Source organism: Amycolatopsis sp. NPDC003865 (assembly GCF_053605345.1).
On record NZ_JBSGJA010000046.1, the window covers coordinates 1 to 24,331 of the forward strand.

Consider the following 24,331-nt stretch of genomic DNA (forward strand, 5'->3'; position numbering starts at 1 on the left):
ATCAACGCCCACTGAGCATCCGAGAGCAACTGAAACCGCGACACGACCAGCAGCATCCCAGCCATCAGCCCAAACGTTTGTCAGACACGCACTAGCGGACCGGCTGCAGCTCCCGCCCGTCGTACTCTTCACGCGCCGACCTGATCCGCGAGAAGTTGGCCTGCGACCACGCACTCAGCGCGATCAAGTGCGCCCCCACCTCGGCGCCCATTTCCGTCAGCGCGTATTCGACTGTCGGCGGCGTCGTGGGGTACACGGTCCTCGTGACGAAACCATCGCGCTCCAGCTGGCGCAGGTTCTGCGTGAGCATCTTCTGGCTGATGCCGTCGACCGCGCGGCGCAGCTCGCCGAAGCGGTGCGGGCCGCGGGCCAGCGCGCCCAGGACCAGCGCCGTCCACTTGTTGGCCAGCAGGTCCAGCACGTCCCGGCACGGGCAGTTCCGGAGATAGACGTCCCAGGGTCCGTCCTGGTCACAGGTGGTTTCCATCAGGTACCTACTTTACGGACAAGTGCCTTCTAGCGAAAAGTGACGAACGATCCGAGTATAGGCGGCGACCCCGATACCGAAGGAGCAAAGCAATGCGCATCGTGACCCAGCAGGCACTCGGCGGACCGGAGGTGCTCCGCGTCACCGAGGCACCGCGGCCGGAACCCGGGCCGACGGAGGTCCTGGTGCGGGTGCACGCCGCCGGCGTCAACCCCGTCGACTGGAAGGTGCGCGCGGGCGGCGGGTTCCTCGGCGAGCCGCCGTTCACCGTCGGGTGGGACGTCGCCGGCGTCGTCGAGCAGATCGGCTTCGGTGCGACCGGCGTCCGTACAGGCGACGAAGTTCTCGGCATGCCATGGTTCCCGCGTCCGGCCAACGCCTACGCGGAGTACGTCACCGCACCCTCGCGGCACTTCGTGCGCAAGCCGGCCGGACTGTCGTTCGCCGAGGCCGCCGCGCTGCCCCTCGCCGGACTGACCGCCTGGCAGGGACTCGTCGACGTCGCGAACGTCCAAGAGGGACAGCGGGTCTTCATCGACGCGGCCGCGGGCGGGGTCGGCCACCTCGCCGTGCAGATCGCCAAGGCGCGCGGCGCGCACGTCATCGGCACGGCCAGCGCGGGCAAGCACGACCTGCTCCGCGAACTCGGCGTCGACGAACCGATCGACTACCACGACCCGGCAGCGAGCACGTCCGATGTGGACGTCTACTTCGGACTCGTCGGCGAGGACAACGACCTGCGCTGGCTGCCGGGCATCAAGGAGGGTGGCCTGCTGATCGGCGTCCCCAGCGGTGTCGCGGACCGCGTCGAAAAGGCGGCCGCGGAACGGGAGGTCCGGACGAGCCGGATCCTCGTCGAGCCGGACCGCGGCGGGCTGACCGGCCTCGTCGAGCTGATCGAGGCCGGTCAGCTGAAGGTCCGCGTCGAGCAGACCTTCCCGCTGGAAGAGGCCGCCAAGGCGCACGAGCTCGGGGAATCCGGCCGGGTGTCCGGCAAGCTCGTGCTGACGGTCTAACCCCGCGCGAGCACCTGGGGCAGCACCGTCGTGAGCCCGGTCCAGTCCGAGGTGATGACCGACGCGTGCTGCTTCGCCAGGTCGGCGACGCGCTGGTTGGCCTGGTCGACCGTCGGGTTGTGGGCGTCGATGGCCGGCGCGACGTTCTGCCCGTCGGTCATCACCAGGTAGTAGTGGTTGGCGTCGTACCACCACGGCCCGGTCTGCGTGACCCACGCGTTCGCGTCGCCGTCGAACACGACGAACCACGGCTTGAGGTCGGCGGTGTACTTGTCCCGCGGGTCACCGCCGGCCGCGCCGTGCACGGTCGGGAAGATGTTCGCGTCACCGAGCTTGCCCGCGTTCTTGAGCCCGACGAGGTACCGCGCGTACTCGACGTCGGTGTGCAGCGTGTCGGTCGGGTTCCCCTCCTCGACCGTGCCCGGGATGATCTCGGTGATCACCCGGCCCCGCAACGCGTCCACCGACGGCCAGTTGTCCGCTTTGGACGCGTCGTCGAGCGTGGCGTAGCTCCCGAGCAGCTCGGCCGGGCGGAACGCGACGCTGCCGAGGTGCGCGCGGAAGGTGGCGTCCAGCTCGTCCGGGCCCATGCCGGTGTTGTCCGAGAAGCCCGTCTTCATTTCGAGCTTGAGCGTGATCGGCGTGTGCCCCGGGTGGGCGGCGAGCCAGATCCGGATGTCGTCGAGGCAGTACTCGAGGTTCTTGTTCTTGCCCCCGCTGTACAGCTGGGACGCCGAGGTGGCCGCGACGCAGTTGTTGCTGTTCCCCAACGGGTTCGAGTGGCTGACCTTCCACTCGTGGGTGAAGAAGTCCGGCCAGACGTCCAGCTCGATCAACGACGAACCGGCGTCGAGGGCGCGCGCGAGGTAGTCGTAGGCCGCCGGGTCGTAGGTGTTGTGCACGCCGACCGTGGTGACGTGGGAGAGCTTCGGGCTGTCCGCGTTCGCGGCCGTCGCTCCGGAGAGCACGAGCGCCGCCGCGAGGACCGCCACCGAGAAGAGCTTCATCCAGGCTCCTTCGAACGTGAGTAATGTTCACAATGTCTCACCGTGGTTGACTGTTGATGAAGCAAAAGAGGCCGATTGGCCTAGACCAGAAGTCGGGTGGGAAATGACCACGAGCCCTCCTTCGGCGTTGACCATCGCCGGGTCGGACTCCGGCGGGGCCGCCGGGCTGCAGGCGGACCTGCGCACCTTCCTGACCTGTGGGGTGCACGGCCTGGTCGCGGTCACCGCCGTCACCGTCCAGAACACCCTCGGCGTGCACGACCGCGCCGACCTGCCGCCGCACATCGTGGCCGGGCAGATCGAGGCGGTCGCGGCGGACATGGGCGTCGGCGCGGCCAAGACGGGCATGCTGGCTTCGGCCGAGATCATCCACGCCGTCGCGGCCGCGTGCGACCGCGCCGAGATCGGGCGCGACGAAAAGATCCCGTTCGTCGTCGACCCGGTCGCGGCGTCGATGCACGGCCACCCGCTGTTCGACGAGGCCGGCCTGCACGCCCTGCGCGACGAGCTGCTCCCGCGCGCGACGGTCCTGACGCCGAACCTCGACGAGGTCCGCCTGCTCACCGGCATGACCGTGAAGGACCGCGAAGGCATGCACGCGGCGGCGGTGGTCCTGCACCGGATGGGCCCGCGGTACGTCCTGGTCAAGAGCGGCCACCTGCAGGCCGACCCGGAGTGCGTGGACCTGCTGTTCGACGGCTCGACGTTCGTGGAGCTGCCGGGCAAGCGGTACGCGACGCCGCACACGCACGGCGCGGGCGACACGATGGCGTCGGCGTTGACGGCGGGATTGGCCAAGGGGATGTCCGTGGTCGAGGCCGCCAGGTACGGCAAGTGGTTCGTCTCGCACGCGGTCGAGCACGCCTACCCGATGGGCGCCAAGGTCGGCCCGGTCTCGGCCTTCTGGCGGCTGGCACCCGAGGAGCGCTGAGCACCCGCCCGGCTACCATCCCTGCGTTTACTTTTCCTTGAACCAAGCAGGGGGCGGCCTTGACCGGACGCGAGCGGGTGGCGAAGGTCCTCGAAGACCGCCGCTTCCAGAACTTCATCATCGCCGTGATCGTGTTCAACGCGGTCACGCTCGGCATGGAGACGTCGACGTCGATCATGGCGGGCTACGGCGGCCTCCTGCACGCCCTCGACCACGTCGCGCTCGGCATCTTCGTCGCGGAGCTGCTGGCGAAGTTCTACGCCTACCGCGGCGCCTTCTTCCGCGACAACTGGAACGTCTTCGACCTGCTGGTCGTCGGCATCGCGGTGATCCCGGCGACCGGCCCGTTCGCCGTCCTGCGGTCGCTGCGCGTGCTGCGCGTCCTGCGGCTGATCTCGGTCGTGCCGTCGATGCGCAAGGTCGTCTCCGGGCTGCTCGCGGCGATCCCCGGGATGGCGTCGATCGCCGCGCTGCTCGCGTTGATCATCTTCGTCGCCGGCGTGATGGCGACCAAGCTGTTCGGCGGCATCTCCCCGGAGAACTTCGGCGACCTCGGCACTTCGCTGTTCACGCTGTTCCAGGTGATGACCGGCGAGGCGTGGCCGGACATCGCGAAGGAGATCATGGTCCAGGCGCCGATGGCCTGGATCTTCTTCGTGGTCTACATCCTGGTGTCGAGCTTCGCCGTGCTGAACCTCTTCATCGCCGTGGTGGTCAGCGGCATGGAGGACGAACTGCGCCAGGACATCCGCGAGGAAGAGGAGAAGCAGGCCGAAGCCCAGGCCGCCGCGAACCGGGAGATCCTCGAAGAGCTCCGCGCGGTGCGTGCGGAGCTGGCCGAGCTGCGCCGGACCGCCGTCTAGTCGTCCGCGATCAGGGCCTCGAGCGCCGGGAGCGCCGCCGTGAGCGCTTCGCGGTGCTCGGGCGTCAACCGGTCGAGCCGCCGGTTCAGCTCCTGCACCCGCGTCGACCGGACGCCCGACACCAGCCGCTCGCCCTCTTCGGTCGCCTTCGCCAGCCATGCCCGGCGGTCGACCGGGTCGGACTCGCGGCTGACGTACCCCGCCTCGACCAGGGACGCGATGATCCGCGACATCGTCGCGGCGGCAACCCCCTCCTTCGCGGCGAGGTCACCCAAGCGCAGCTGCCCGGAGATCACCAGCGTCGCCAGCGCCGAGATGGCGCCGTGGCCGGGGCCGGGCACGCCGGCCTGCCGCAGCGACCGGGACAGCCTGCCGACGGCCAGGTACAACCTGCCCGAGACGTCCTGGACCGATGTGCTCGTCACGGCTGGCTCCTTCTGCCCTGCCCCGCCGCCGGTGCGCCGGAAAGTGCCGTCCACCTTACGGGCTCGCTGTGCGCGTTCGGCGTGAAGCCTCCCCGGTTCACCGGGGTGGACTCGACGCCTTCGCCCAGAAGCGCTGCGGCACCCGGCCCGCCCCGCGGGCCAGGTGACCGGCGACGACGGCCGAGCGCATGGCGGCGGCCATCCGCTCCGGATCCGCCGCCCGGGTGACGGCGGTGGACAGCAGGACGGCGTCGCAACCGAGCTCCATCGCCAGCGTCGCGTCCGACGCCGTGCCGATTCCGGCGTCCAGGATCACCGGCACGCCCGCCCGCGAAACGATCAGCTCGATGTTGTGCGGATTCCGGATGCCGAGACCGGTGCCGATCGGCGCGCCCAGCGGCATCACCGCGGCGCAGCCCGCCTCCTCCAGCCGCAGCGCGAGCACCGGGTCGTCGTTCGTGTAGGCGAACACCGTGAACCCGTCGGCGGCCAGCCGTTCGGCGGCGTCGAGGGTCTCGACCGGGTCCGGCAGCAGCGTCCGGTCGTCGGCGTGCACCTCGAGCTTGACCAGATCGGTTTCCAGCGCCTCCCGGGCGAGCTGCGCGGTCAGCACGGCCTCGGCGGCCGTGCGGCAGCCCGCGGTGTTGGGCAGCAGCTCGATGCCGAGCCGCTTCAGCAGTTCGAGGACGCCGGAGCCGCCTTCGGCGTCGGCGCGGCGCATCGCGACGGTGGTCAGCTCGGTGCCGGACGCGACCAGCGCCCGTTCGAGCACGGCCAGGTTGGCCGCGCCGCCGGTGCCGATGATCAGCCGCGACGACAGCTTGGCGGTGCCGATGACCAGCGGTTCTGCGTCCATTTCAGCCTCCCTGGACCGCGGTGAGCACGTCGAGGACCGCCCCCTTGGGCACGGCGGTGGTCGGCCAGTCGCCCCGCCGGACGACGACGCCGTCGACCGCGACGGCGATGCCGGGCCGCTGCCCGCCCGACGCGTCGAGGACGTCGGCGACCGTGGCGCCGTCCGGGAACTCCGTCCACTTCCCGTTGAGCTTGATCTCCATCACACGTGCTCCTTCTGGTGCAGGCGGGCGGGTGAAGCCGCTTCGACGCCTTCGGGCGGCTTCTCACCCTCGAGCCAGGCGACCACGGCGTCCGCGGTCACGGGGGCCATCAGCAGGCCGTTGCGGTGGTGCCCGGTGGCGGCGAAGACACCGTCGTCCAGGACACCGATGTAGGGCAGGACGTCCCGGCTGCCGGCCCGCAGGCCCGCGGCGGTCTCGGCCAGCTCGTACTCCGTGATCGCGGGGAAGACGCGTTCGGCACCCTCGATCAGCTCGCGCACGCCGCGCGCGGTGACGGCCTGGTCGAAGCCCGCTTCGTACTGCGTCGCGCCGAGAACGAGCTCCTGGTCGCCGCGCGGGACGAGGTAGATCGGCTTGCCTTCGACGACGGCGCGGACGGTTCGCGTCGGCGGCGGCAGGCAGCCGCGGCGGGGCCTGAGCCGGAGGATCTCGCCCTTGAGCGGGCGGACGGCCCCGGCCAGCTGCGGGTGCAGCCGCCCGGTCCAGGCGCCGGCGGCGAGCACGACGGCTTCGGCGTCCGGGATCCGTTCCACGCGTTCGCGCACGAACCGCACGTCCCGCTCCCGCGCCGCCGCGTAGAGCGCTTGGAGGAGTTTCCGGTTGTCCACGGCCAGGTCGCCGGGCACGTGGAGTCCACTTCGGACAGATCCGACGCCGGGCTCGAGACGCTTGGCCTCCCGGCCGGTGAGCCGGTCCGCCGCGCGGCCGGTCCCGTGCAGGTGGCCGGCGAGGATGTCCAGGTAGCCGGCGTCGGCGCTGTCGAAGGCGACGACGAGCGTGCCGTGTTCGGCCAGGCCGGGGTCCAGGCCTTCGCGGGCCAGGTCGCTCGCGAAGCCGGGCCACCGCCTCAGCGATTCTTCGCCGAGGATGAGCACGTCTTCCTCGCCGGGCCAGGCTTCGGTGACCGGGGCGAGCATGCCGCCGGCCAGCCAGGAGGCGCCGCCGCGGACGGGTTCGGGGTCGTAGAGGGTGACCTCGTGGCCGTTCGCGGCCGCGCGCCACGCCGTGGCCAGGCCGATCACGCCGCCGCCCACCACTGCCAGGTTCGTCATGGGATCACGCTCCCTGCGCCGGCATGACCCGGATCAGGTTCCACGGTCGGAGCGGCAGCTCCCTCTCAGCCCGTCCCTCGGGCTCCCGTGCGGACGAGTCCACCCTAGCTCGCGAGGTACGGTCGCCGCTATGCCCGCCCTTTCCGGTGACAAGATCCGCGCCCGCCTCGACGCGGCGCGCCTGTACCTCTGCACGGACGCCCGAACTTCGCGCGGCGATTTGGCGTCCTTCGCCGACGCGGCGCTGGCCGGCGGCGTCGACATCATCCAGCTGCGCGACAAGACCGGGGGTGCGCCGCTGGAGGCCGCCCAGGAGATCGCGGCGCTGGAGGTGCTGGCCGAGGCCTGCGCGCGGCACGGAGCGTTGCTGTCGGTGAACGACCGGGCCGACGTCGCTTTGGCGGTGGGCGCGGACGTGCTGCACCTGGGCCAGGACGACATCCCGGTGCCGCTGGCCCGCCGCATCCTCGGGGACGAGGTCGTCATCGGCCGGTCGACGCACTCGCTCGACCAGGCCCTCGCGGCGGCCGCGGAGCCCGGCGTGGACTACTTCTGCACGGGCCCCTGCTGGCCGACGCCGACCAAGCCGGGCCGCTCCGCGCCCGGCCTGGACCTGGTGCGCGAGACCGCGGCCTGGACCCCGGACCGGCCGTGGTTCGCCATCGGCGGCATCGACGGCGACCGGCTCCCGGAGGTCCTCGACGCGGGAGCGTCCCGGATCGTGGTGGTCCGGGCGATCACCGAAGCCGAAGACCCCGAAGCTGCCGCTCGGGAGCTGCGCGCCCGCCTCCCCTGAGCGTTCACGGCGTCGGGGTGGTGACCGCGCCCTTGCTGGTGGGCGCGGTCGTCGTCGCCGGGGCCGAGGTCGACGGCTGCTGGGTCGTCGTGCTCGGCGTGGTCGTCGGCGTCTCCGACGAGGTCGTCGGGGCCGTGGACGTGTCCGACGGCGTCGTGGTCGTCTCCGTCGGGGACACCTGGGTGTCCGTCGAGGGCGCGGGCGTGGTCGACGGCGCCGGGTCCGTGCGGCCGCCGCCGTTGCCGAAGATCTTGCCGATGCTCGTGCCCGTGCCGCCGCCGATCTGGGTGCCCGTCGCCGACTCGAAGCCGACGATCGCCAGGATCGCCACCGCGAACGCCGCCACGCTCGTGCCGATGATCAACGGCCAGCGCAGTTTGCGCAGCCGCGAGGGCTCCTCCTCCGGCTTGGCCAGCTGGACCGTCGGCTGGTCGGTGATCGGCACCTCGGCCGCCGCCGGCAGGTCGGGTACCCCGCGCCGGCGGATCCCCGACGTCGCCAGCTGCCGCGCCTTGAGCGCCGCCTCGCGGGTGCGTTGCAGCGAGCGCAGGTACAGCTCGCTGCCGACCGTCGACACCACGCTCGCCACGCCGGCGCCGACCACCGTGCCGGCCACGCCGAGCGTCGATCCCAGCAGCGCCGCGGTCACCGCCGCGAGCGCCGCCGCCAGCACCTGCGCGATCCGCAGGCCGGACTTTTCTTCCTTCTTCGTGTCCAACTCGGAAGCCGCTGCGTTCTCCTTGCTCATGATCCCGATCCGCTAGAAAGTCTTCTCCCCGTTTCCAACGTGTAAGGCGCGCGAGGAACTCCCCACGTTGCCGGAGCGTGAGGAGCACCACTCCGACCGTCCACAATAGACACTCCACACCGGGCACTTTCTTGACATACTCGGCACATGGAACTGGTGACGATCTCTGACATCGAGGCCGCGGCGAAGCGCGTCCAGGATGTCGCCGTGCGCACGCCCCTGCTGCTCCAGACGTGGGATCCCCGCGGAACCCTGTGGCTCAAACCCGAAAACCTCCAACCGGTCGGCGCGTTCAAGGTGCGCGGCGCGTTCAACGCGATCGCCACCCTCGACGACGAACGGCGTACCCGCGGCGTCATCGCTTATTCCAGCGGCAACCACGCGCAAGCGGTCGCGTACGCCGCGCAGCGGTACGGCGTGCCCGCGTTGGTCGTCGTGCCGGACGTGACGCCACGGATCAAGGTCGAAGCCACCCGCTCCTACGGCGCCGAGGTGATCGAGGTGCCGATCGGCGAGCACGAGGGCAAAGCGCGCGAACTGGCCGCCGAACGCGGGCTGACCCTCATCCCGCCCTTCGACGACGCGGCCATCATCGCCGGGCAGGGCACGGCGGGGCTCGAGATCGCCGAAGACCTCCCCGAAGCCGAGGTCGTGCTGGTGCCGGTCAGCGGCGGCGGGCTGGCCGCCGGCGTCGGCACCGCGATCAAGGCCCGGGCACCGCACGCGAAGGTCATCGGGGTCGAGCCGGCGCTGGCCGCGGACGCCGCCGACAGCCTCCGGCGGGGCGAGCTGGTCCGGTGGCCACAGGCCGACCGCGCCCGCACGATCGCCGACGGCCTGCGCTCACAGCCGTCCGAGCTGACGTTCGCGCACCTGCGCGCGGTCGTCGACGACATGGTCACGGTCACCGAGGACGAGATCCGCGAGGCCGTGCGCGTCCTCGCCCGCAAGGCCCGGCTGGTGGCCGAGCCCAGCGGCGCGGTGACGGCGGCGGCGTACCTGTTCCACGAGGCGGGGCTGCCGGCGGGCAAGACGGTCGCGATCGTCTCGGGCGGCAACGCCGACCCGGCGCTGTTCGCCGAGATCCTCGCGGGTTGACGAGCTAGGAGCCGGCGACCGGGGTCCCGCCGCCGCGGACGTGCGTCGGCGGGCCCTCGACGCCGCAGTGGTAGCACTCGCCCAGGTGCGGGCACTCGTCGTCGGGCTTCCCGGGCTCCGGCGCGGACGGCGGTTCGAGCACGCCGTTGTGGATGCCCAGCGCGATCAGCCCGCCCACGATCGCCAGCGCGGCGCAGATGACCAGCGCCATCCGCCAGCCCGCCGTGAGCGCCACCGGGTCCGCGTACGCCTCGCCCGTCAGGCCGGCCGCCGCCGGCAGCACCGCCACCGCCAAGAGCCCGCCCGACCGCGCGATCGCGTTGTTGACGCCGGACGCGACGCCGGCGTAGCGGTCCGGGGCCGCCGCGAGCACCGTCGCGGTCACCGGGGCCACCACGGTCGCCAGGCCGAGCCCGAACACGACCACCGCGGGCAGCACCGCGCCGAGGTAGGACGCGCCGGGCGCGATGCGCAGCATCAGCAGCATCCCGGCGCCGACGACGATCGGGCCGGCCACCAGCTGCGCGCGGGGTCCGATCCGCTGGGCCAGCGCGCCCGACCGGCCCGACAGCAGCAGCATGATCACCGTGAGCGGCAGCCCGGCCAGCCCGGCCGCGGTCGGCGAGTAGTGCAGCGACACCTGCAGCTGCATGACCAGCAGCATCATCACGCCGCCGAGCGCCGCGTACATCGCGAAGGTCAGCGCGTTGGCCAGGGTGAACGTGCGGTCGCCGAACAGCGACGGCGGCACCAGCGGCTCGCGCGAGCGGTGCTGGACGACGACGAACGCCGTCAGTCCCGCGATCCCCAGCACGCCCGCGACCAGCACGATCGGGTCGCCGATGCCGCGGCCGGGTGCTTCCACCAGCGCGCCGGTGACCCCGGCGAGGCCGATCGCGCCCAGCGCCGCGGCGCCGAAGTCCGGGTGCCCGGTCGCGTCCGGGTCACGCGACTCCGGGACGAACTTCCGGGCCATCAGCACGACGGCGATGGCGATCGGGACGTTGATCAGGAACGCCAGGCGCCACGACCAGACCTGGACGAGGAACCCGCCGAGCAGCGGTCCGGCGGCCGCGGCGATGCCGCCGAGGCCGGACCAGGCGCCGATCGCGCGGGCGCGCGCGTCGTGCGCGAAGGAGGACTGGAGGATCGCGAGCGACCCCGGCGTCAGCAGCGCGCCGCCGACGCCCTGCAGGATCCGCATCGCGACCAGCATCTCGGTGGACACGGCGGCGGCGCACAGCCCGGACGCGACGCCGAACCAGACGACCCCGATCAGGTACATCCGGCGCCGGCCGTACCGGTCGCCGAGCGAGCCGGCGACCAGGATGAGCGCGGCAAGCGCCAGCAGGTAACCGTCGAGGATCCACTGCAGCCCGGCGACGGACGCGTTCAGCTCGGCGCCGATGCGGGGCAGGGCGACGTTGACGATGGTGCCGTCGAGCATCGCCATGCCCGAGCCGAGGATCGTGGTGGCGAGCACGCCGCGCGCGGCGTGCGTCCCCCACCGGATCCCGGTGTCCTCCGTTGCGGTCACGGCATCAGCGTAGTGACGAACTTGTAGCGGTCGCCGCGGTAGACCGAGCGGGCGTACTCGACCGGCTTGCCGTCCGTGGCGAACGAGTGCCGGGTCAGCCGCAGCACCGGCATGCCGACGTCGGCGCCGAGCATCTCCGCCTCTTCGGGGCCGGCGAGCGACGTCTCGATCGACTCCTCCGCGCGTTCGAGTTCGACGCCGTAGTGCTCGCGTAGAACGGCGTACAACGAACCGCCCGCCGAGACGTGCTTGCGCAGCCCCCGGAATCGGCCGGCGGGCAGGTGCGAGGTTTCCAGCGCCATCGGCTGCGAGTCCGCCAGTCGAAGCCGTCGAAGGCGAAGAATTTTCGCACCAGTACGGATTCCGAGCAGTTTCGCGAGGTCGCCCTCGGCCGGGAGCTCCTCGAGTTCGAGCAGCTTCGACGACGGCTTCAGGCCCTGCCGGCGCATGTCCTCGGTGTAGGACGACAACTGCAGCCGCTGCGCGAGCTTCGGCTCGGCCGCGAAGGTGCCTTTGCCCTGCACGCGGTGCAGGCGGCCTTCGGCGGTGAGGTCGGCCAGCGCCTGGCGCACGGTGGTGCGGGAGACCGTGAACTCCCCGGCGAGCGCGCGTTCGGTCGGGATCGGCGACCCGGGCGGCAGCACGTCCAGGAGGTCGAGGAGGTGCTGTTTCAGCGCCCAGTACTTGGGCTCGCGCTGCCCGCGCATCCCGGCGACGGCGCTCGCCTCGCCCGTGGTGGTGGTCTCCAACATGCCCGACTCCCTATGTCTTCCCTCATCGCACGCCACGTCCCCGTAAGAAACGTACCCTTTTCCCCAAACGCGCCGCCCCACTAACATTGGTCTAGACCTGACCGACGCCGCCTGAGTCCGGTACATAATGCCGGAGGTGGAGAGGAAAATGATGACCGAACAACGGCCCGGCGAGCACATGGCCGCGGAGATCGCCCAGCAGCCGGAGGTACTGGCGGGACTGGTGGAGCGTCAGGCGGAAATCGCCGAAGTGGCGGAAAAGATCTCACAGCGGCCTCCGCGCTTCGCTTTGCTCGCCGCGCGTGGATCGAGCGACCACGCAGCGTTGTATGCGAAGTACCTGATCGAGGTACTGCTCGGCCTTCCGGCTGGTCTTGTCTCCCCGTCCACGGCGACGCTCTACGGCGCGCGGCCCGATCTGCGGGACGTGCTGTTCGTCACGGTGAGCCAGAGCGGTGGTTCGCCCGACCTGATCGAGGTCACCGAATCGGCGCGGCGCCAGGGCGCGCTGACCGTGTCCGTCACCAACACCCCGGACTCGCCGCTGCGCGCGGCCTCCGAACTCGGCGTCGACATCGGCGCCGGCGTCGAGAAGGCCGTCGCCGCGACCAAGACGTACTCGGCGACGCTGATGGCGCTCTACCTGCTGATCGACGCCGTCCGCGGCGGCAAGGCGGCGGACGCCGAGAAGATCGGCGAGCTGGCGAGCCAGACCCTGGACGGCGCCGCCGAGGGCGTCCAGCGCGCGGTCGACCGGTACCGCTTCGTGGACCGGGTCCTCACCACCGGCCGCGGCTACTCCTACGCCACCGCGCTCGAAGGCTCGCTCAAGCTGGCCGAGACCAGCTACCTCGCCGCCCGCGCGTACAGCGGCGCGGACCTGCTGCACGGCCCGGTCGCGGCGGTCGACGGCGAGACCGCCGTCCTCGCGGTGACCAGCAGGGGCCAGGGCGGGCAGGCCATGCACGAGGTGCTCGAGGCGGTCGGCAAGCGCGGCGCGGACGTGCTCGCGGTCGGCTCGGCCGCGGCCGAGGTGCCGGCGGCGCTGCGCATCGACGTCGCGCCGACGGTCGAAGAGCTCGCGCCGATCCTGGAGATCCTGCCCATCCAGCGGATCGCCCTCGGCCTGTCGCTCGCCCGCGGCGGCGACCCGGACAGCCCGCGCGGCCTGCTGAAGGTGACCAAGACGAGGTGAGCTTCGCGATCGGCGTCGACGCCGGCGGAACGTCGACCAGGGCCGCACTGGTCGACGCCGCGGGCGCGGTGCTGGGCACCGGGCGCGGCGACGGCGCCAACCCCAACTCGCACGCGCCCGAGGTCGCCGCGGGCCGGATCGCCGACGCGATCACCGCGGCCCTCGGTTCCCGCGACCCCGGCGACGTGCGCGCCTGCGTCGTCGGCATGGCGGGCGTCAGCAAGCTCAGCGACGTGCGCGTGGCGGCGGTGTTCGACGCCGCCTGGGCGCGGATCGGGCTGACGAACGTGCGGGTCTGCGCCGATGCCGAAGTGGCGTACGCGTCCGCGACGTCGGCGCCGGACGGCACCGTGCTCGTCGCCGGCACCGGTTCCATCGCGGGCCGGATCCGCAAGCGGCGGCTGGCGGGCACCGCGGGCGGCTACGGCTGGCTGCTCGGCGACGAAGGGTCGGCGTTCTGGCTCGGCCGCGAAGCCGTCCGATCCACTTTGGAGGCTCTCGGGCGCGGGCTGCCCCTCGACGGGCTGCCTTCGGCGGTGCTCGCCGCCGCGCTCGGACCGTCCGGTTTGGACGTCCGGACGGACACCGACCGGCTCGCGGCGTCGCGCGCGTTGATCACCGCGGCCAACGCCGAGGCACCGGTCCGGCTCGCCCGGTTCGCCCCGTTGGTCAGCGCGGCGCACGACGCGGGCGAGCCCGCCGCGCGCGGGATCGTCACCCGTGCGGCCGAACTCCTGGTCGCCAACGCCCTCGCCGCGCGCGAGCCCGGCGAGTCGACGCCGGTCGTGCTCGTGGGTTCGGTGCTCACCGGACAAAGCCCGATCGGCGACCTCGTCCGCCGCGGTCTGTCCGGGCTCGAGGTGCTGACCAGCTCCGACGGGGTGCTCGGGGCGGCCTGGCTCGCCGCCGTGGACGCCTTCGGCGAAGGGGTGGTTAGACCAGTATTTCCCTAGACCGGGCAAAATCCCTTGCCAGGAACACGTCAAAACGTCGACTGAACCCGGGTTTTCCGGGTAACGTAGGCAGTGGCCCCCGGACCCTCCCCCCTCGCCGGGGGCCGCCTTATGTCCGGGGTACGTCGTCCGAGCCGGTTTCGGGGGCCAAGCGCAGCCCCGGGTGCTCCGGCGGCAGCGCCCGGTAGAGCACCCAGCCGCTCACCGCGACGGTCAGCGCGACCAGCGGCCACGACAGCACCGTGCGGGCCACGCCGAGCGCGATCACCTGGCCGGACCACCACAGCAGGCCGTAGACGACCACGCGCAGCGTGTACTGGCCGAACACCCACACCCAGCTGGCGCGCGAGTACGCCTTCAGCAGCACGGGGTCGCGGCGCCAGCGCGTCTTCTGGCCGAGCAGCAGGCCCACGACGACGCCGAGCAGCGGCCAGCGGACCACGATGCTGGCCGCCCAGAGCAGCGCGCTGGCCACATTGGACATCAGCTGCAGCAGGAAGAAGTCCTGGGCGCGGCCGGTGTGCAGGGCGATCAGCGCGGCCGCGATGACGGCGGCCAGGCTGACGACCAGCGCGCGGACCTTCCCGCCGCGGGCCACCCGGTAGGCACCGAGCGCGACGGCGACCACGATGGCGGCGCCGGCGCCCCAGGCGATGGACTGCCCGGCCGCGAGCCAGCCGGCGACGAAACCGACGGGCGGGATGCTGGCGTCGAGCGCGCCGCGGCGGCCGCCGAGGATCTGCGCGAGCGACTCACGGGGTTCTGCGGACACTCCTCCAGCGTGCCGGATCGCGTCGCGGAGGCTCCAAGCAGGGAGATTTTCGCCACACCGGATGTGGTAATGGCCTTCGAGTGTGCTGTCTCACGGCATGCGGAAGGTGAAGACTACGTAATAGAGAGGCGGAGAAGACCGACAAGATAAGACACTGTTACCACAGGCTGAACGCGGGCAGGGGTCCCGATGGTTAGTTGTGGTGTACAACTACATGTCGGGGTGTCGGTTGCAGGACGGGAAGGGGACCCAACGTGTACGGATTCGACAGCTATGTGGCGATCGGGGACAGCTTCACCGAAGGGCTGAACGACGAGCTCCCGGACGGCTCGTTCCGCGGCTGGGCCGACCGGCTCGCGGAGATCCTGGCGGGTGGGCGGCCCGACTTCCGGTACGCGAACCTGTCCCTGCGGGGCAAGATGCTCGACGAGATCATGGACGAGCAGCTCCCGATCGCGCTGGAGCTGAAGCCCGACCTGGTCACGCTGTGCGCGGGCGGCAACGACATCATCGTCCCGGGGGCGGACGTGGACGCGGTGGCGGCCCGCCTGGAGGAGGGCGTGGCGAAGCTGCGCGCGGCGGGCATCCCGGTGCTGCTGTTCAACGGCCCGGACACGAAGGTCCTGTCGGTGATGTCGGTGCTGCGCGGCAAGGTGGCGATCTACAACACGCACCTGTGGGCGATCGCGGAACGCCACGGAGCGCGCATGGTGGACCTGTGGACGATGGGTCCGCTGCACGACCGCCGCGCGTGGAGCGACGACCGGCTGCACTTCTCCCCGGAGGCCCACCGCCGCATCGCGTTGAAGTCGGCGGAGGTCCTGGGCATCCCGATCGAGGGCGATTGGCGCGAGCCGTGGCCTTCGGAGGCGGCGCCGTACCGGTGGATCGACTCCCGGCGGTCGGATCTGACGTGGACGAAGGTGCACCTGCTGCCGTGGATCCGGCGGCAGCTGCGGGGCGAGTCCATGGGGGACGGGTTGTCGCCGAAGCGGCCTCAGCTGGCACCGCTGCTGCCGTTGGACGTGCTCGAGGTCCCGGACAACGCCCAGGCTCGGCAGCAGGCCAGCTGAGGGGTTCTTCCGTTCGAGGAGGCCGCTGCCGGGGTGCCGGTGGCGGCCTTCACGCATTCCGGCGTTTGCGCGCCCCTCCCCGAGCCCCAAGAGGCAGCCCCGCCGCGCCCAAGGGGGGCGTCCCCAGGTCCATTCTATCGGCCACCTCAGACACACCGTACCCAACCGATCACCGCAACCCGAGTTGTCCACATGTCGACTTACCTGGGGACAACTTGTGGAAGACCACCCTTCCCCGGCTCGCCAACCCGTCCCACCCGGCTTACAGTCCCCTTATGTCCGGTGGTCGTCGCTGGATCCTCGTGGTCCCGCTCGCGGTGCTGGTCACCGCCCTGCTCGCGGGGGTCGTCACCTGGGCGCAAGCCGGGAAAATCCAGCGTGACCTCGCCGCCGACGCCCAAGCCGCCCTCGCCCAAGCCGGCCTCCAAAAAGGCTCCGTCACCTTCGACGGCCGGGACGCCATCCTCAGCGGGTTCCCGCCCGACCAGGCCCTGAAAGCCCTCGAAGTCGTCCAGAACGTCGACGGCGTGCGAGCCGCCCAAGTCCAAGGCGACGTGGCCCCCAGCGCGCCGCCGCCCACCAGCGCGCCGGCTCCGACCACCACCGAACCACCCACCACCAGCGCCACCGCTCCGCCGCCGCCCACCGACAAGGCCGGCGTGCAGGCCGAGATCGACCGGATGCTCGCCGAGGCGCCGATCACCTTCGAACCGGACAGCGCCCGGCTCACCCCCGAAGGCGAGCAGGCCGCCGTCGCCGTCGCCGTCGCGCTCGCCAAGTCGCCGGACACCTTCCGGTACCGCGTCACCGGCCACGCCGCCCGCGGGTCCGGCAGCGCGAGCGGCGCCCTCAAGCTCTCCCGGGACCGCGCCAGGGCCGTCACGCGGATCCTCACCACCAACGGGCTGACGACCAAGCGCGTGACCTACCGCGGGCTGGGCGACACGCGCCCGGCAGGCGGCGGCGAAGAAGACCGGCGAGTCGAGATCACAGTCGTTTGAAGGGGTGAGTGAGCAGATGGTGTGGCTGTTCGGGCAGATCTGGCTGTGGCTGATCGTCGCCTTCGCCCTCGGCGCGCTGACCTCGTGGCTCGTCCTGCGCACCGCCCAGCGCCCCAAGCCCCGCTCCGAGCCCGAGCCCGAACCCGCGGCCGAGGAGCACTACGAAGAGCCCGCCGAGCAGACCCAGTTCATCCCCGCAGCGTGGATGCAGCCCGGCACCGAACGGCCCCACGACGTCCACGAGGACGACGAACCCGAGCCCGTCGGGCACCGCGAGGGGCACCTCCCGCTGCCGCCGCAGCGCGGGACGCAGGCCGAAGACTGGCCCACCGAAGAAGAACCGGCCTGGCCCGAGTCCGAAGACGCCACCCCGCAGTGGCCGCACCAGCCTGGGCGCGGTGGCTGACACCCATCCTGGTAAGTTCGGCTACGCACTGTGAGCGAGGCCTGAGGAGGGGTGTGTGGCGCTCCCCCATTGGACGTCGCAGCAGGTCCTGCCGCCGGGCCGCCACGCCTGCGACCTCGCCGACGTCTACGAACGCCTGGTCTTCGACGCTCCGTACCAGAACGAGCGCGAGATCCTCTTCAGCGCGCTCAACAGCTACCTCGGCGTCGCGCGGCGGATCATGCCGTCCGGGCGGGCCTGGATCGGCGGCGAGCTCATCACGCGCAGCGCCCACCCGCCGCGCGGCCTCGACGTCGTCCTCATCCCGGACGAGTGGGGCGCGCTGAAGCGGCTCGACGACGCCGGCCGGTCGGCGCTGTACGGCCTGCTCACGCTGCGCGGCGTGATCGTCGGGCAGCCCGCGATGTACCTCGACCAGGTGCAGCCGGTCGGGGGCATGCTGGACGGCTTCCTCTGCCGCCCCGGTGACGAGGACGTCTGGGCCGAGGTCTGGGCCGACGGCGGCAGGGGCTACCCGGAGATGGTCTGGTGAAGAACGAGTTCCGGCGCATCGCCGACGAGATCCCGGGCGGCACGTGGCTCGACGACTTGGCGCGCGCGTCGGCGATGGCCGCGAACGCCAAGTTCGAGCGGACGTCCCGGTCGCCGCTGCTGCACGTCTCGGTGATCGGCGAGCAGACCATCGACGCCTACACCTTCTCCGACATCAGCCGCGCGCTGCAGGACGCGACGGCGAAGATCGGGCACATCATCCGGAACCCCTCCGGCGAGGTCACCCAGGTCCAGCAGGCCGACCGCGACAAGGCGCCGCTGATCCAGCGCGGCCAGGCGGGCAACGCGATCTTCTTCGGCTTCCCGGAGCTCGACGTCTCCGACGACGCGCTGATCGTCGACGGCATCGAGACGCTGTCCGAGCGCGCTGTCAAGGAACTCTGCGACTTCCTGCCGGCCAACGGCTCGGACGACGGCGCGCTCGACGCCGTGCTGCTGCAGCGCGACACCGTCCGCAACGCCGTGAGCGACATCGTGAACGCCGTCGCGAAGAACGCCGGCATCGGGATGGCGCTGACGCCGACCTCGGGCGAACAGGTCACGCGCAGCATGACCACCGAGCAGGCGCGGATCCTGCAGGGCAGCCTGCGGGAGTCGCGCGAGGCGGTCGGGTACGAGACGGTGCGCGGGCGGCTCGACGGTGTCCGCACCCGGCGCCGGATCTTCTACCTCGACCGCGAGCCGGGCGGGACGATCCAGGGCGCGGTGGCGCCGGACCTGCTCGACCAGATCAAGGAGAACCTCGACCGCCCGGTGACCGCCCGGCTGCGCGTCGTGCGCACGACGACGATCGACGGCCGCCGCGGCCGTCCCGTTTTCGAGCTCCTCGAAATCACGCCCGAAGTGAGCCTTTTCGACTGAAAAGTCCTGCTTGCGACTTTCGTCTTGAACACCGGTACCGACGGTCGTCGTGGGCCGTTCGGCCACGAAAACAGTGGGAACACCGATATTCTCCCCATTGATCACCTGGCCACACCCTGCGCGCGATGTCAGGAAATACCGGTACTTCGCGCGAAATGGTGGGACAATGACTTTTTCCAGAATGTAACAATTTCGTTCTCGGGCACTCTTATGGGTTAACGTCGTCGCACTCCCACCCGAAGGGGCCCGCATGATGACCGACCCGCAGTACCCGCCGCCGACCACCGCGCGCCACGGACGGCCCGCGCCACCGGTGACGGCCACGGAGCGTCGTCAGGCCAACGCGAAGCCCGGGCGGAACATCCTGGCGATCGTCGGCCTACTGCTCGGCGTGGCCGCCCTCGTCGTCACCTTCGTCCCGGACGTCGGGTTCGTCGCGTGGCCGCTGGCCGGGATCGGGCTCGTGCTGGCGATCACCGGCCTGGTCCAGGCCAAGAAGGGCACGGTCGGCGACCGCGGGCTCGCGATCACCGCGCTGCTGGCCACGATCGCCGCGCTGCTGACGACCGCCGGGATGCTGCTGTACTCGACCTTCCTCGGCGGCGGCGAGTCCGGGCTGCACCTGCCCGCGGTGGGCGGGGACAAGCACACCGTGACGTTCCAGGTCACCTCCGCCGGCGGCGCGACCGTCCGCTACGGCAGCCTGTCGGACCAGCGCACCGAGAACGCGCCGGCGAGCACCGACGCGTGGGAAGGCGCGGCGTCGTACAACAATGGTTCGTACCTGTTGACGCTCACGGCCGACACCCGCAATTCGAACATGACCAACGAAATCAGCTGCGCCATTCTCGTCGACGGCAAGAAGGTCGCGGAAAACAGCGGGACGACGATCGCGCTCTGCACGGCGAACGTGGGCTGAGGCGAGCCTGGCGACCGGCCGGCCTACCCCCACGTCGGCCGGCCGGGCCGCCACGAGCCGCTCCTGGCGGCTCCCGGCCCCGGGCGGGATTTCCCGCACGGGGCCCGGCGCCGGCGTCTCAGCCTGCCCCTCCCCTAGGGCTCAGCCGGCACTGCCGAACCTACGCGGACGCCGACGGCGGGCACTAAGAATCCACTAAGGATTCACGCTGATCGCCGTGGCCGTGATCCATTCGCAACTCTCTTCACAAATATCGATCACCGGCGCGGAGTTGTCGCGCGAAAGCCGTCACTGGAGTTCGGCGAGTTCGGTCCGCACCTCGCCGACGAGCTTCGGGTGCACCCGTTCGTAAATGCGCACCGACAGCGCCAGCTGCTCCCGCGCGCCGTCGAGATCACCCCGTGCCCGCAGCACCCGGCCCAGCGTCAGCCGCAGCGCGCCCTCGCGGGCCACGAACTCGCGGCTGATCGCGAGGTCGATCGCCTCCCAGACGTGCCGCTCCGCCGCTTCCAGGTCGCCCGCGCGCAGGCTCAGGTCGGCCAGCTTGTCCAGCGCCACCACGACCCGGTCGTCGTCACCGAGCGAGCGGTCGGCCGCCAGCCCCGCGAGCTGGTGCGCTACCGCCTCGGCCAGCCGGCCCGCCCGCTTCTCCGCCTGCGCGCAGCTGCTGAGCGCCTGACCGCGCAGCGTGCCGTCCGGGGCTTCCGCGATCGCCTTCGTCAGACGGTCGATCGCCTTCTGGTGCTCACCGCGCCGGCTCAGCGCGCGGCCCAGGTGCAGGTCGGCCGACGTGACCAGCCGCGCGTCGGCGGACCCGGCCGCCAGCGCCGCCGCCCGCTCGGCGTCCGCGAAGCCGTGCCCCGGCAGCTCGAACGTCAGCGCGATCTCGCACCGCGCGAGCCGCAGCCAGCACTGACCCTCGACGTCGCCCGCCGCCTCCGCGGCCGCGACGCCCAGGTCGGCCATCCGCGTCCACTCGTCCAGCAGCGGGCACACCAGGCGGTAGGTGTGGCCCAGCAGGGCCAGCTGCCAGACGTCGTCGTGGCGGCCGGCCGCGTAGGCCGCGTCGAGGGCCGCGAGCAGGTTCGGCCACTCCGCCGCGAACCACTCCTGCGCGTCGCCGGAGCCGGCCAGCGGCGGCATCGCCTCCTCGGCGAGCACGCCGGTGAAGTCCAGCGGGTCGGCGACGTGGCCCAGCCGGCGCCGCGCCCGGTCGGCCACCGCCTGGTAGTAGCGGACCGTCCAGCCGAGCGCCTCGTCGCGCTCCTTCTCGTCCAGCTCGTGTTCCGCGAGCTCGCGCAGGTAGAGCCAGACGAGGTCGTGCGGCGCGAAGACGTCCCGGGCGGTCTCCTCGATGAGGTTGTGCGCGGCCAGCGCGCGCAGCCGCCGCCGGGCCTCGGCGACCGGGATCTGCGCGACCGCGGCCATCAGGTGCGGCCCGACCATCACCCCGGGCACCGCGCCCAGCTGCAGGAACGTCTCGGCGATCTCGCCGGGCAGGCCGCGGAAGGAGACGTCGAACGCGGCCCGCACGCCGTCGTCGGCGCCCTCGACCTGCAGTCCCGCCAGCCGGGTGCGTTCGTTGCCCAGCTCGTCGACCAGCTCCTCCGCGGTCCGTTGCGCGCTCGCCGAGAGCCGCGCGCCCGCGATCCGCAGGGCGAGCGGGAGGTAGCCGCACAGGCGCGCCAGTGCGTGGTTGAGCGCGGCCGGGCCGGCGAGCTCCTCGATGAGCAGCACGGCGTCGTCGGGCGCGAGCGTGCCGAGGACGCGCTGCTTCGCCGCGTTCGACACGGCGAGCCCGTCCAGGCGCGACCGGCTCGTCACGACGGTCATCGTCCGCGCGCTCGGGGGCAGCAGCGGACGCACCTGCTCGGCCGCCCGGGCGTCGTCCAGCAGCACGAGCATCCGCCGCCCGGCGATCAGCGACCGGTAGAGCGCGACGCGTTCGTGCAGCAGCTCGGGGATCTTCGCGGTTTCGACGCCGAGGCCGAGCAGGAACTGCGTGAGCAGCTCGGCCGGCTCCAGCGGCGGGTGGTGCGGGTCGAAGCCGCGCAGCGACGCGAACAGCACGCCGTCGGGGAACCTCGACGCGACGCGGTGGGCCCACCACACGACCAGCGTGCTCTTGCCGACCCCGGCGGTCCCGGTGACGACGGCGATCGTCGTCTCGCCCGCTTCCGCGCGGGTGACCAGGCCGTCGAGCCAGGCGAGCTCGTCGCCGCGCCCGGCCAGGCTCGGCACCGCGGCGGGCAGCTGCGACACCGGCTGCCCCCGCTCGTCGAAAGCCGCACTTTCACGTGGAAGTGCGGCTTCGGGACGGGCACTTTCACGGGAAAGTGCCGGGAGGTCGTCGTTCAGGACGCGCTCGTGCAGCCACCTCAGCTCGGCGCCGGGCTCGACGCCCAGGGTGCGCAGCGTGGCGCGCGAGACGGTCCGGTACAGCTCGAGCGCGTCGCCGCGGCGCCCGGCGTGGTACAGCGCCCGCATGAGCTGGCCCGCGGTCCGCTCGGCGAGCGGGTCCGCACGGACGATCGGGCTCAGCTCGACGATCAGCTCGGCGTGCCGGCCGAGGTCGAGGTCGGCGTCGACGCGGGCGCCGTGCACGGCGAGGCGCAGGTCCTCCAGTTCGGGAGCGCGCAGCGAATCCGGCACGCCGCCCAGCGCCGGGCCCTGCCAGAGCGCGAGCGCCTCGGCCAGCAGCGCGGCGGCCGTCTCCGGGGTGGCCAGCGACGCACGGTCCAGCAGGCTGCGCGCCCGGTGGACGTCGACGCGCTCGGGCTCGACCGCCAGCAGGTAGCCCGGCGGAGTGGTCAGGATGCTCGGGCCGTCGATGTCGCGCAGGACCCGCCGCAGGTGGGAGACGTTGCCGTGGACGATGGTGCGCGCGGTGGCGGGCGGGTCGTGGCCCCACAGGGCGTCGATGATCTCGTCCAGCCCGACGACCTTGCCGGGCTTGAGCGCGAGCAGGGCGAGCAGGCCGCGGACACCGGGACCGCCGATCGGGACGGCGGCGTCACCGGCGAAGAGCTGGACGGGCCCGAGCAGCTGGAACCGGCATTCGGCCATGCTCGCGCCCACCTCCCCGGGGGTTCACGGTCGGTTCGGCGTCTCCCTCGCCGGAGAGCCAACCTACCGTGGTCACCGGCTGTCGAGCAGGGCCGGTACCAGGAGTTTTGGGCGGTCTGCGAATTCCGTAGCGGTCAGCGGGAAGCGGTGCGACATCCACCGGCGGACATGACACGACCCCCTACCAGCGGTCCCGATCCGCTGGTAGGGGGTCGTGGTGGAGCAAACAGCCGGGCCGCCAGGGGGCGCGGTCCGCCTGCCCGTCACCGCAGGCGACCAGGCGGGTGGGCTCACCCCGAGCGAAGCACCCGCCGATCGTCCGCGAAGACGTCTGTTGCGCGGACCACACGCCCGCGCGGTGGCGACACGGTAACAAAGCGCACGTGGTCGGTCACCGGCGGGCCTGTCACCTCAGCGCGAGATCGGGGTCGAGTCGCGGCCGGCGATGAACGCCGGGCGCGGCACGCTCGCCGCGAACGGTTCCTGCAACGCGTTCTCCACGCTGTTGAACACCAGGAAGATGTTCGAGCGCGGGTACGGGGTGATGTTGTTGCCGGAGCCGTGCATGATGTTCGAGTCGAACCACAGCGCCGAGCCCGCCTGGCCGGTGAACTGGTCGATGCCGTGCTCGGCCGCCATCTTGGTGATGTCGTCCTCGCTGGGCACGCCCACCCGCTGGTCCTTGAGCGAGCTCTTGTAGTTCGCTTCCGGCGTCTCGCCGGCGCACTGGACGAACGTCCGGTGCGAGCCCGGCATGATCATCAGGCCGCCGTTGAACGGGTAGTTGTCGGTCAGCGCGATGGAGCAGCTGACCGCGCGCGGGGCCGGCATGCCGTCCTCCGCGTGCCAGGTTTCGAAGTCCGAGTGCCAGTAGAACCCGGTGCCCTTGAACCCGGGCATGTAGTTGACGCGGCTCTGGTGGACGTACACCTCGGAGCCGAGCAGCTGCCGCGCCCGGTCCAGCACGCGCGGGTCGCGCACCAGCTCGGCGATCAGGGCCGAGATCTCGTGGACGTCGAAGATCGACCGGACCTCACCGGTCTTCGCCTCGGTGATCACGCGCTCGTCCCTGGCCAGCTCCTCGTCGGAGGACAGCCGCACCAGCTCCTGCCAGTACGTCTGGACCTCCCCGACGGAGAGCAGGTCCTCGACCACGGTGTAGCCCTTGGTCTCGTGGTTGGCCAGCGTGGCGGCGTCGATCGGGCCGTCGGCTTCGGTACCCCACACGGTGGGGTGCACGCGCGGCAGGTGCTCCGGCGTACCGGTGATCCGGGTCGGGTAACCGTCGTCGACCCGGGTGTCCGTCAGCGTCACGAGCTTCGCCTCCTGTTTCCTCTCCGGTGTTTACGAGTCCTCGGTGATCAGCGGGTACACGCCGTTTTCGTCGTGCACCTCGCGGCCGGTCACCGGCGGGTTGAACACGCACACGCACTTGATCTCGGTCTTCGGCCGGACCTGGTGCTTGTCGTGGTCGTTGAGCAGGTACAGCGTGCCGGGCTTGAGCTGGTGCACCTCACCGGTCGCGAGGTCTTCGATCTCGCCCTCGCCGGAGGTGATGAACACCGCCTCGATGTGGTTGGCGTACCAGAAGTCGTTGACCGTCCCCGCGTACAGCGTGGTCTCGTGCACCGAGAAGCCGACGCCCTCCTTGGCCAGGATGATTCTCTTGCTGCGCCAGTTCGGGGTCTTGATGTCGGCGTCGGTGTCGGTGATCTCGTCGAGTGTGCGGACGAGCACGGGCA

26 protein-coding genes and 1 riboswitch are annotated in these 24,331 nt (G+C 71.6%); of the genes, 13 read left to right on the forward strand and 13 right to left on the reverse strand.

The window, feature by feature from the left end:
* Positions 1-91: 91 nt before the first annotated feature.
* Positions 92-487: a winged helix-turn-helix transcriptional regulator gene (locus ACWEVP_RS49740; protein ID WP_452069619.1), complete on the reverse strand. Its 396-nt coding sequence runs from the start codon at positions 485-487 to the stop codon at positions 92-94.
* 92 nt (positions 488-579) lie between these two features.
* Here ACWEVP_RS49740 and ACWEVP_RS49745 point away from each other — a divergent pair, with 92 nt between their 5' ends.
* Positions 580-1,503: an NADP-dependent oxidoreductase gene (locus tag ACWEVP_RS49745; protein ID WP_452069620.1), complete on the forward strand. Its 924-nt coding sequence runs from the start codon at positions 580-582 to the stop codon at positions 1,501-1,503.
* On the opposite strand, the gene ACWEVP_RS49750 is transcribed toward ACWEVP_RS49745, so the two are convergent.
* On the reverse strand, positions 1,500-2,510 hold the full coding sequence (locus ACWEVP_RS49750; protein ID WP_452069621.1) for a phosphatidylinositol-specific phospholipase C domain-containing protein: 1,011 nt from the start codon (positions 2,508-2,510) through the stop codon (positions 1,500-1,502). The genes ACWEVP_RS49745 and ACWEVP_RS49750 overlap by 4 nt on opposite strands.
* A gap of 103 nt (positions 2,511-2,613) precedes the next feature.
* Here ACWEVP_RS49750 and thiD point away from each other — a divergent pair, with 103 nt between their 5' ends.
* A complete protein-coding gene (gene thiD, locus ACWEVP_RS49755) occupies positions 2,614-3,441 on the forward strand; it encodes a bifunctional hydroxymethylpyrimidine kinase/phosphomethylpyrimidine kinase (protein WP_452069622.1) in 828 nt (275 codons plus the stop codon).
* 59 nt (positions 3,442-3,500) lie between these two features.
* Positions 3,501-4,304, forward strand: a complete 804-nt coding sequence (locus tag ACWEVP_RS49760; protein WP_452069623.1) for an ion transporter — start codon at positions 3,501-3,503, stop codon at positions 4,302-4,304.
* On the opposite strand, the gene ACWEVP_RS49765 is transcribed toward ACWEVP_RS49760, so the two are convergent.
* The 4 genes from ACWEVP_RS49765 to thiO all read right to left on the reverse strand — a co-directional run bounded on the left by ACWEVP_RS49765 (position 4,301) and on the right by thiO (position 6,860).
* Positions 4,301-4,729 (reverse strand): MarR family winged helix-turn-helix transcriptional regulator, encoded by a 429-nt coding sequence (locus tag ACWEVP_RS49765; RefSeq protein ID WP_364452288.1) that lies wholly within the window; start codon positions 4,727-4,729, stop codon positions 4,301-4,303. The two genes, ACWEVP_RS49760 and ACWEVP_RS49765, sit on opposite strands and share 4 nt — an antisense overlap.
* A gap of 97 nt (positions 4,730-4,826) precedes the next feature.
* Entirely contained in the window at positions 4,827-5,585 is a 759-nt protein-coding gene (gene thiG, locus ACWEVP_RS49770) for a thiazole synthase (RefSeq protein WP_452069624.1), read from the reverse strand.
* Between the two features lies 1 nt (position 5,586).
* Entirely contained in the window at positions 5,587-5,787 is a 201-nt protein-coding gene (thiS, locus tag ACWEVP_RS49775; protein WP_452069625.1) for a sulfur carrier protein ThiS, read from the reverse strand.
* Positions 5,787-6,860, reverse strand: a complete 1,074-nt coding sequence (gene thiO, locus ACWEVP_RS49780) for a glycine oxidase ThiO (protein WP_452069626.1) — start codon at positions 6,858-6,860, stop codon at positions 5,787-5,789. The genes thiS and thiO overlap by 1 nt, the downstream gene beginning before the upstream one ends.
* Positions 6,854-6,959, reverse strand: a riboswitch (TPP riboswitch). It overlaps the preceding gene by 7 nt.
* Before the next feature lie 31 nt (positions 6,960-6,990).
* Between thiO and thiE the strand changes: the two genes are divergently transcribed.
* Positions 6,991-7,656: a thiamine phosphate synthase gene (gene thiE, locus ACWEVP_RS49785; protein WP_452069627.1), complete on the forward strand. Its 666-nt coding sequence runs from the start codon at positions 6,991-6,993 to the stop codon at positions 7,654-7,656.
* Positions 7,657-7,660: 4 nt separating this feature from the next.
* Here the strand turns inward: thiE and ACWEVP_RS49790 are convergent, their stop codons facing one another.
* Positions 7,661-8,404: a hypothetical protein gene (locus ACWEVP_RS49790; protein WP_452069628.1), complete on the reverse strand. Its 744-nt coding sequence runs from the start codon at positions 8,402-8,404 to the stop codon at positions 7,661-7,663.
* A gap of 147 nt (positions 8,405-8,551) precedes the next feature.
* Between ACWEVP_RS49790 and ACWEVP_RS49795 the strand changes: the two genes are divergently transcribed.
* A complete protein-coding gene (locus ACWEVP_RS49795; RefSeq protein ID WP_452069629.1) occupies positions 8,552-9,502 on the forward strand; it encodes a threonine ammonia-lyase in 951 nt (316 codons plus the stop codon).
* 4 nt (positions 9,503-9,506) lie between these two features.
* On the opposite strand, the gene ACWEVP_RS49800 is transcribed toward ACWEVP_RS49795, so the two are convergent.
* Both ACWEVP_RS49800 and ACWEVP_RS49805 read right to left on the reverse strand, forming a co-directional pair.
* Positions 9,507-11,039 (reverse strand): MFS transporter, encoded by a 1,533-nt coding sequence (locus tag ACWEVP_RS49800; protein WP_452069630.1) that lies wholly within the window; start codon positions 11,037-11,039, stop codon positions 9,507-9,509.
* The gene (locus ACWEVP_RS49805) at positions 11,036-11,791 is read right to left on the reverse strand and encodes a GntR family transcriptional regulator (protein WP_086678867.1); all 756 of its coding nucleotides are present in this window, start codon (positions 11,789-11,791) and stop codon (positions 11,036-11,038) included. Before ACWEVP_RS49805 ends, ACWEVP_RS49800 begins: the two co-directional genes overlap by 4 nt.
* A gap of 148 nt (positions 11,792-11,939) precedes the next feature.
* Here ACWEVP_RS49805 and ACWEVP_RS49810 point away from each other — a divergent pair, with 148 nt between their 5' ends.
* Both ACWEVP_RS49810 and ACWEVP_RS49815 read left to right on the forward strand, forming a co-directional pair.
* Complete coding sequence (locus ACWEVP_RS49810; RefSeq protein ID WP_452069631.1) at positions 11,940-12,986, forward strand: SIS domain-containing protein; 1,047 nt, start codon at positions 11,940-11,942, stop codon at positions 12,984-12,986.
* On the forward strand, positions 12,983-13,939 hold the full coding sequence (locus ACWEVP_RS49815) for an N-acetylglucosamine kinase (protein WP_452069632.1): 957 nt from the start codon (positions 12,983-12,985) through the stop codon (positions 13,937-13,939). The genes ACWEVP_RS49810 and ACWEVP_RS49815 overlap by 4 nt, the downstream gene beginning before the upstream one ends.
* Positions 13,940-14,048: 109 nt before the next feature.
* On the opposite strand, the gene ACWEVP_RS49820 is transcribed toward ACWEVP_RS49815, so the two are convergent.
* Complete coding sequence (locus ACWEVP_RS49820) at positions 14,049-14,711, reverse strand: DUF3159 domain-containing protein (RefSeq protein WP_452069633.1); 663 nt, start codon at positions 14,709-14,711, stop codon at positions 14,049-14,051.
* A gap of 254 nt (positions 14,712-14,965) precedes the next feature.
* Here ACWEVP_RS49820 and ACWEVP_RS49825 point away from each other — a divergent pair, with 254 nt between their 5' ends.
* The 6 genes from ACWEVP_RS49825 to ACWEVP_RS49850 all read left to right on the forward strand — a co-directional run bounded on the left by ACWEVP_RS49825 (position 14,966) and on the right by ACWEVP_RS49850 (position 19,523).
* Complete coding sequence (locus ACWEVP_RS49825) at positions 14,966-15,784, forward strand: SGNH/GDSL hydrolase family protein (RefSeq protein ID WP_452069634.1); 819 nt, start codon at positions 14,966-14,968, stop codon at positions 15,782-15,784.
* Between the two features lie 275 nt (positions 15,785-16,059).
* Positions 16,060-16,785: an OmpA family protein gene (locus ACWEVP_RS49830; protein ID WP_452069635.1), complete on the forward strand. Its 726-nt coding sequence runs from the start codon at positions 16,060-16,062 to the stop codon at positions 16,783-16,785.
* 4 nt (positions 16,786-16,789) lie between these two features.
* On the forward strand, positions 16,790-17,191 hold the full coding sequence (locus tag ACWEVP_RS49835) for a hypothetical protein (RefSeq protein ID WP_452069636.1): 402 nt from the start codon (positions 16,790-16,792) through the stop codon (positions 17,189-17,191).
* 55 nt (positions 17,192-17,246) lie between these two features.
* Positions 17,247-17,723, forward strand: a complete 477-nt coding sequence (locus ACWEVP_RS49840; RefSeq protein ID WP_452069637.1) for a DUF6932 family protein — start codon at positions 17,247-17,249, stop codon at positions 17,721-17,723.
* Complete coding sequence (locus ACWEVP_RS49845; RefSeq protein WP_452069638.1) at positions 17,720-18,604, forward strand: hypothetical protein; 885 nt, start codon at positions 17,720-17,722, stop codon at positions 18,602-18,604. Before ACWEVP_RS49840 ends, ACWEVP_RS49845 begins: the two co-directional genes overlap by 4 nt.
* Positions 18,605-18,854: 250 nt before the next feature.
* Complete coding sequence (locus ACWEVP_RS49850; protein WP_452069639.1) at positions 18,855-19,523, forward strand: DUF4190 domain-containing protein; 669 nt, start codon at positions 18,855-18,857, stop codon at positions 19,521-19,523.
* Between the two features lie 288 nt (positions 19,524-19,811).
* Here ACWEVP_RS49850 and ACWEVP_RS49855 read toward each other — a convergent pair whose 3' ends face one another.
* The 3 genes from ACWEVP_RS49855 to ACWEVP_RS49865 all read right to left on the reverse strand — a co-directional run bounded on the left by ACWEVP_RS49855 (position 19,812) and on the right by ACWEVP_RS49865 (position 24,326).
* Entirely contained in the window at positions 19,812-22,589 is a 2,778-nt protein-coding gene (locus ACWEVP_RS49855; RefSeq protein ID WP_452069640.1) for a BTAD domain-containing putative transcriptional regulator, read from the reverse strand.
* Between the two features lie 411 nt (positions 22,590-23,000).
* The gene (thpD, locus tag ACWEVP_RS49860; protein WP_452069641.1) at positions 23,001-23,903 is read right to left on the reverse strand and encodes an ectoine hydroxylase; all 903 of its coding nucleotides are present in this window, start codon (positions 23,901-23,903) and stop codon (positions 23,001-23,003) included.
* A gap of 30 nt (positions 23,904-23,933) precedes the next feature.
* A complete protein-coding gene (locus tag ACWEVP_RS49865) occupies positions 23,934-24,326 on the reverse strand; it encodes an ectoine synthase (protein ID WP_372670134.1) in 393 nt (130 codons plus the stop codon).
* Positions 24,327-24,331: the final 5 nt, after the last annotated feature.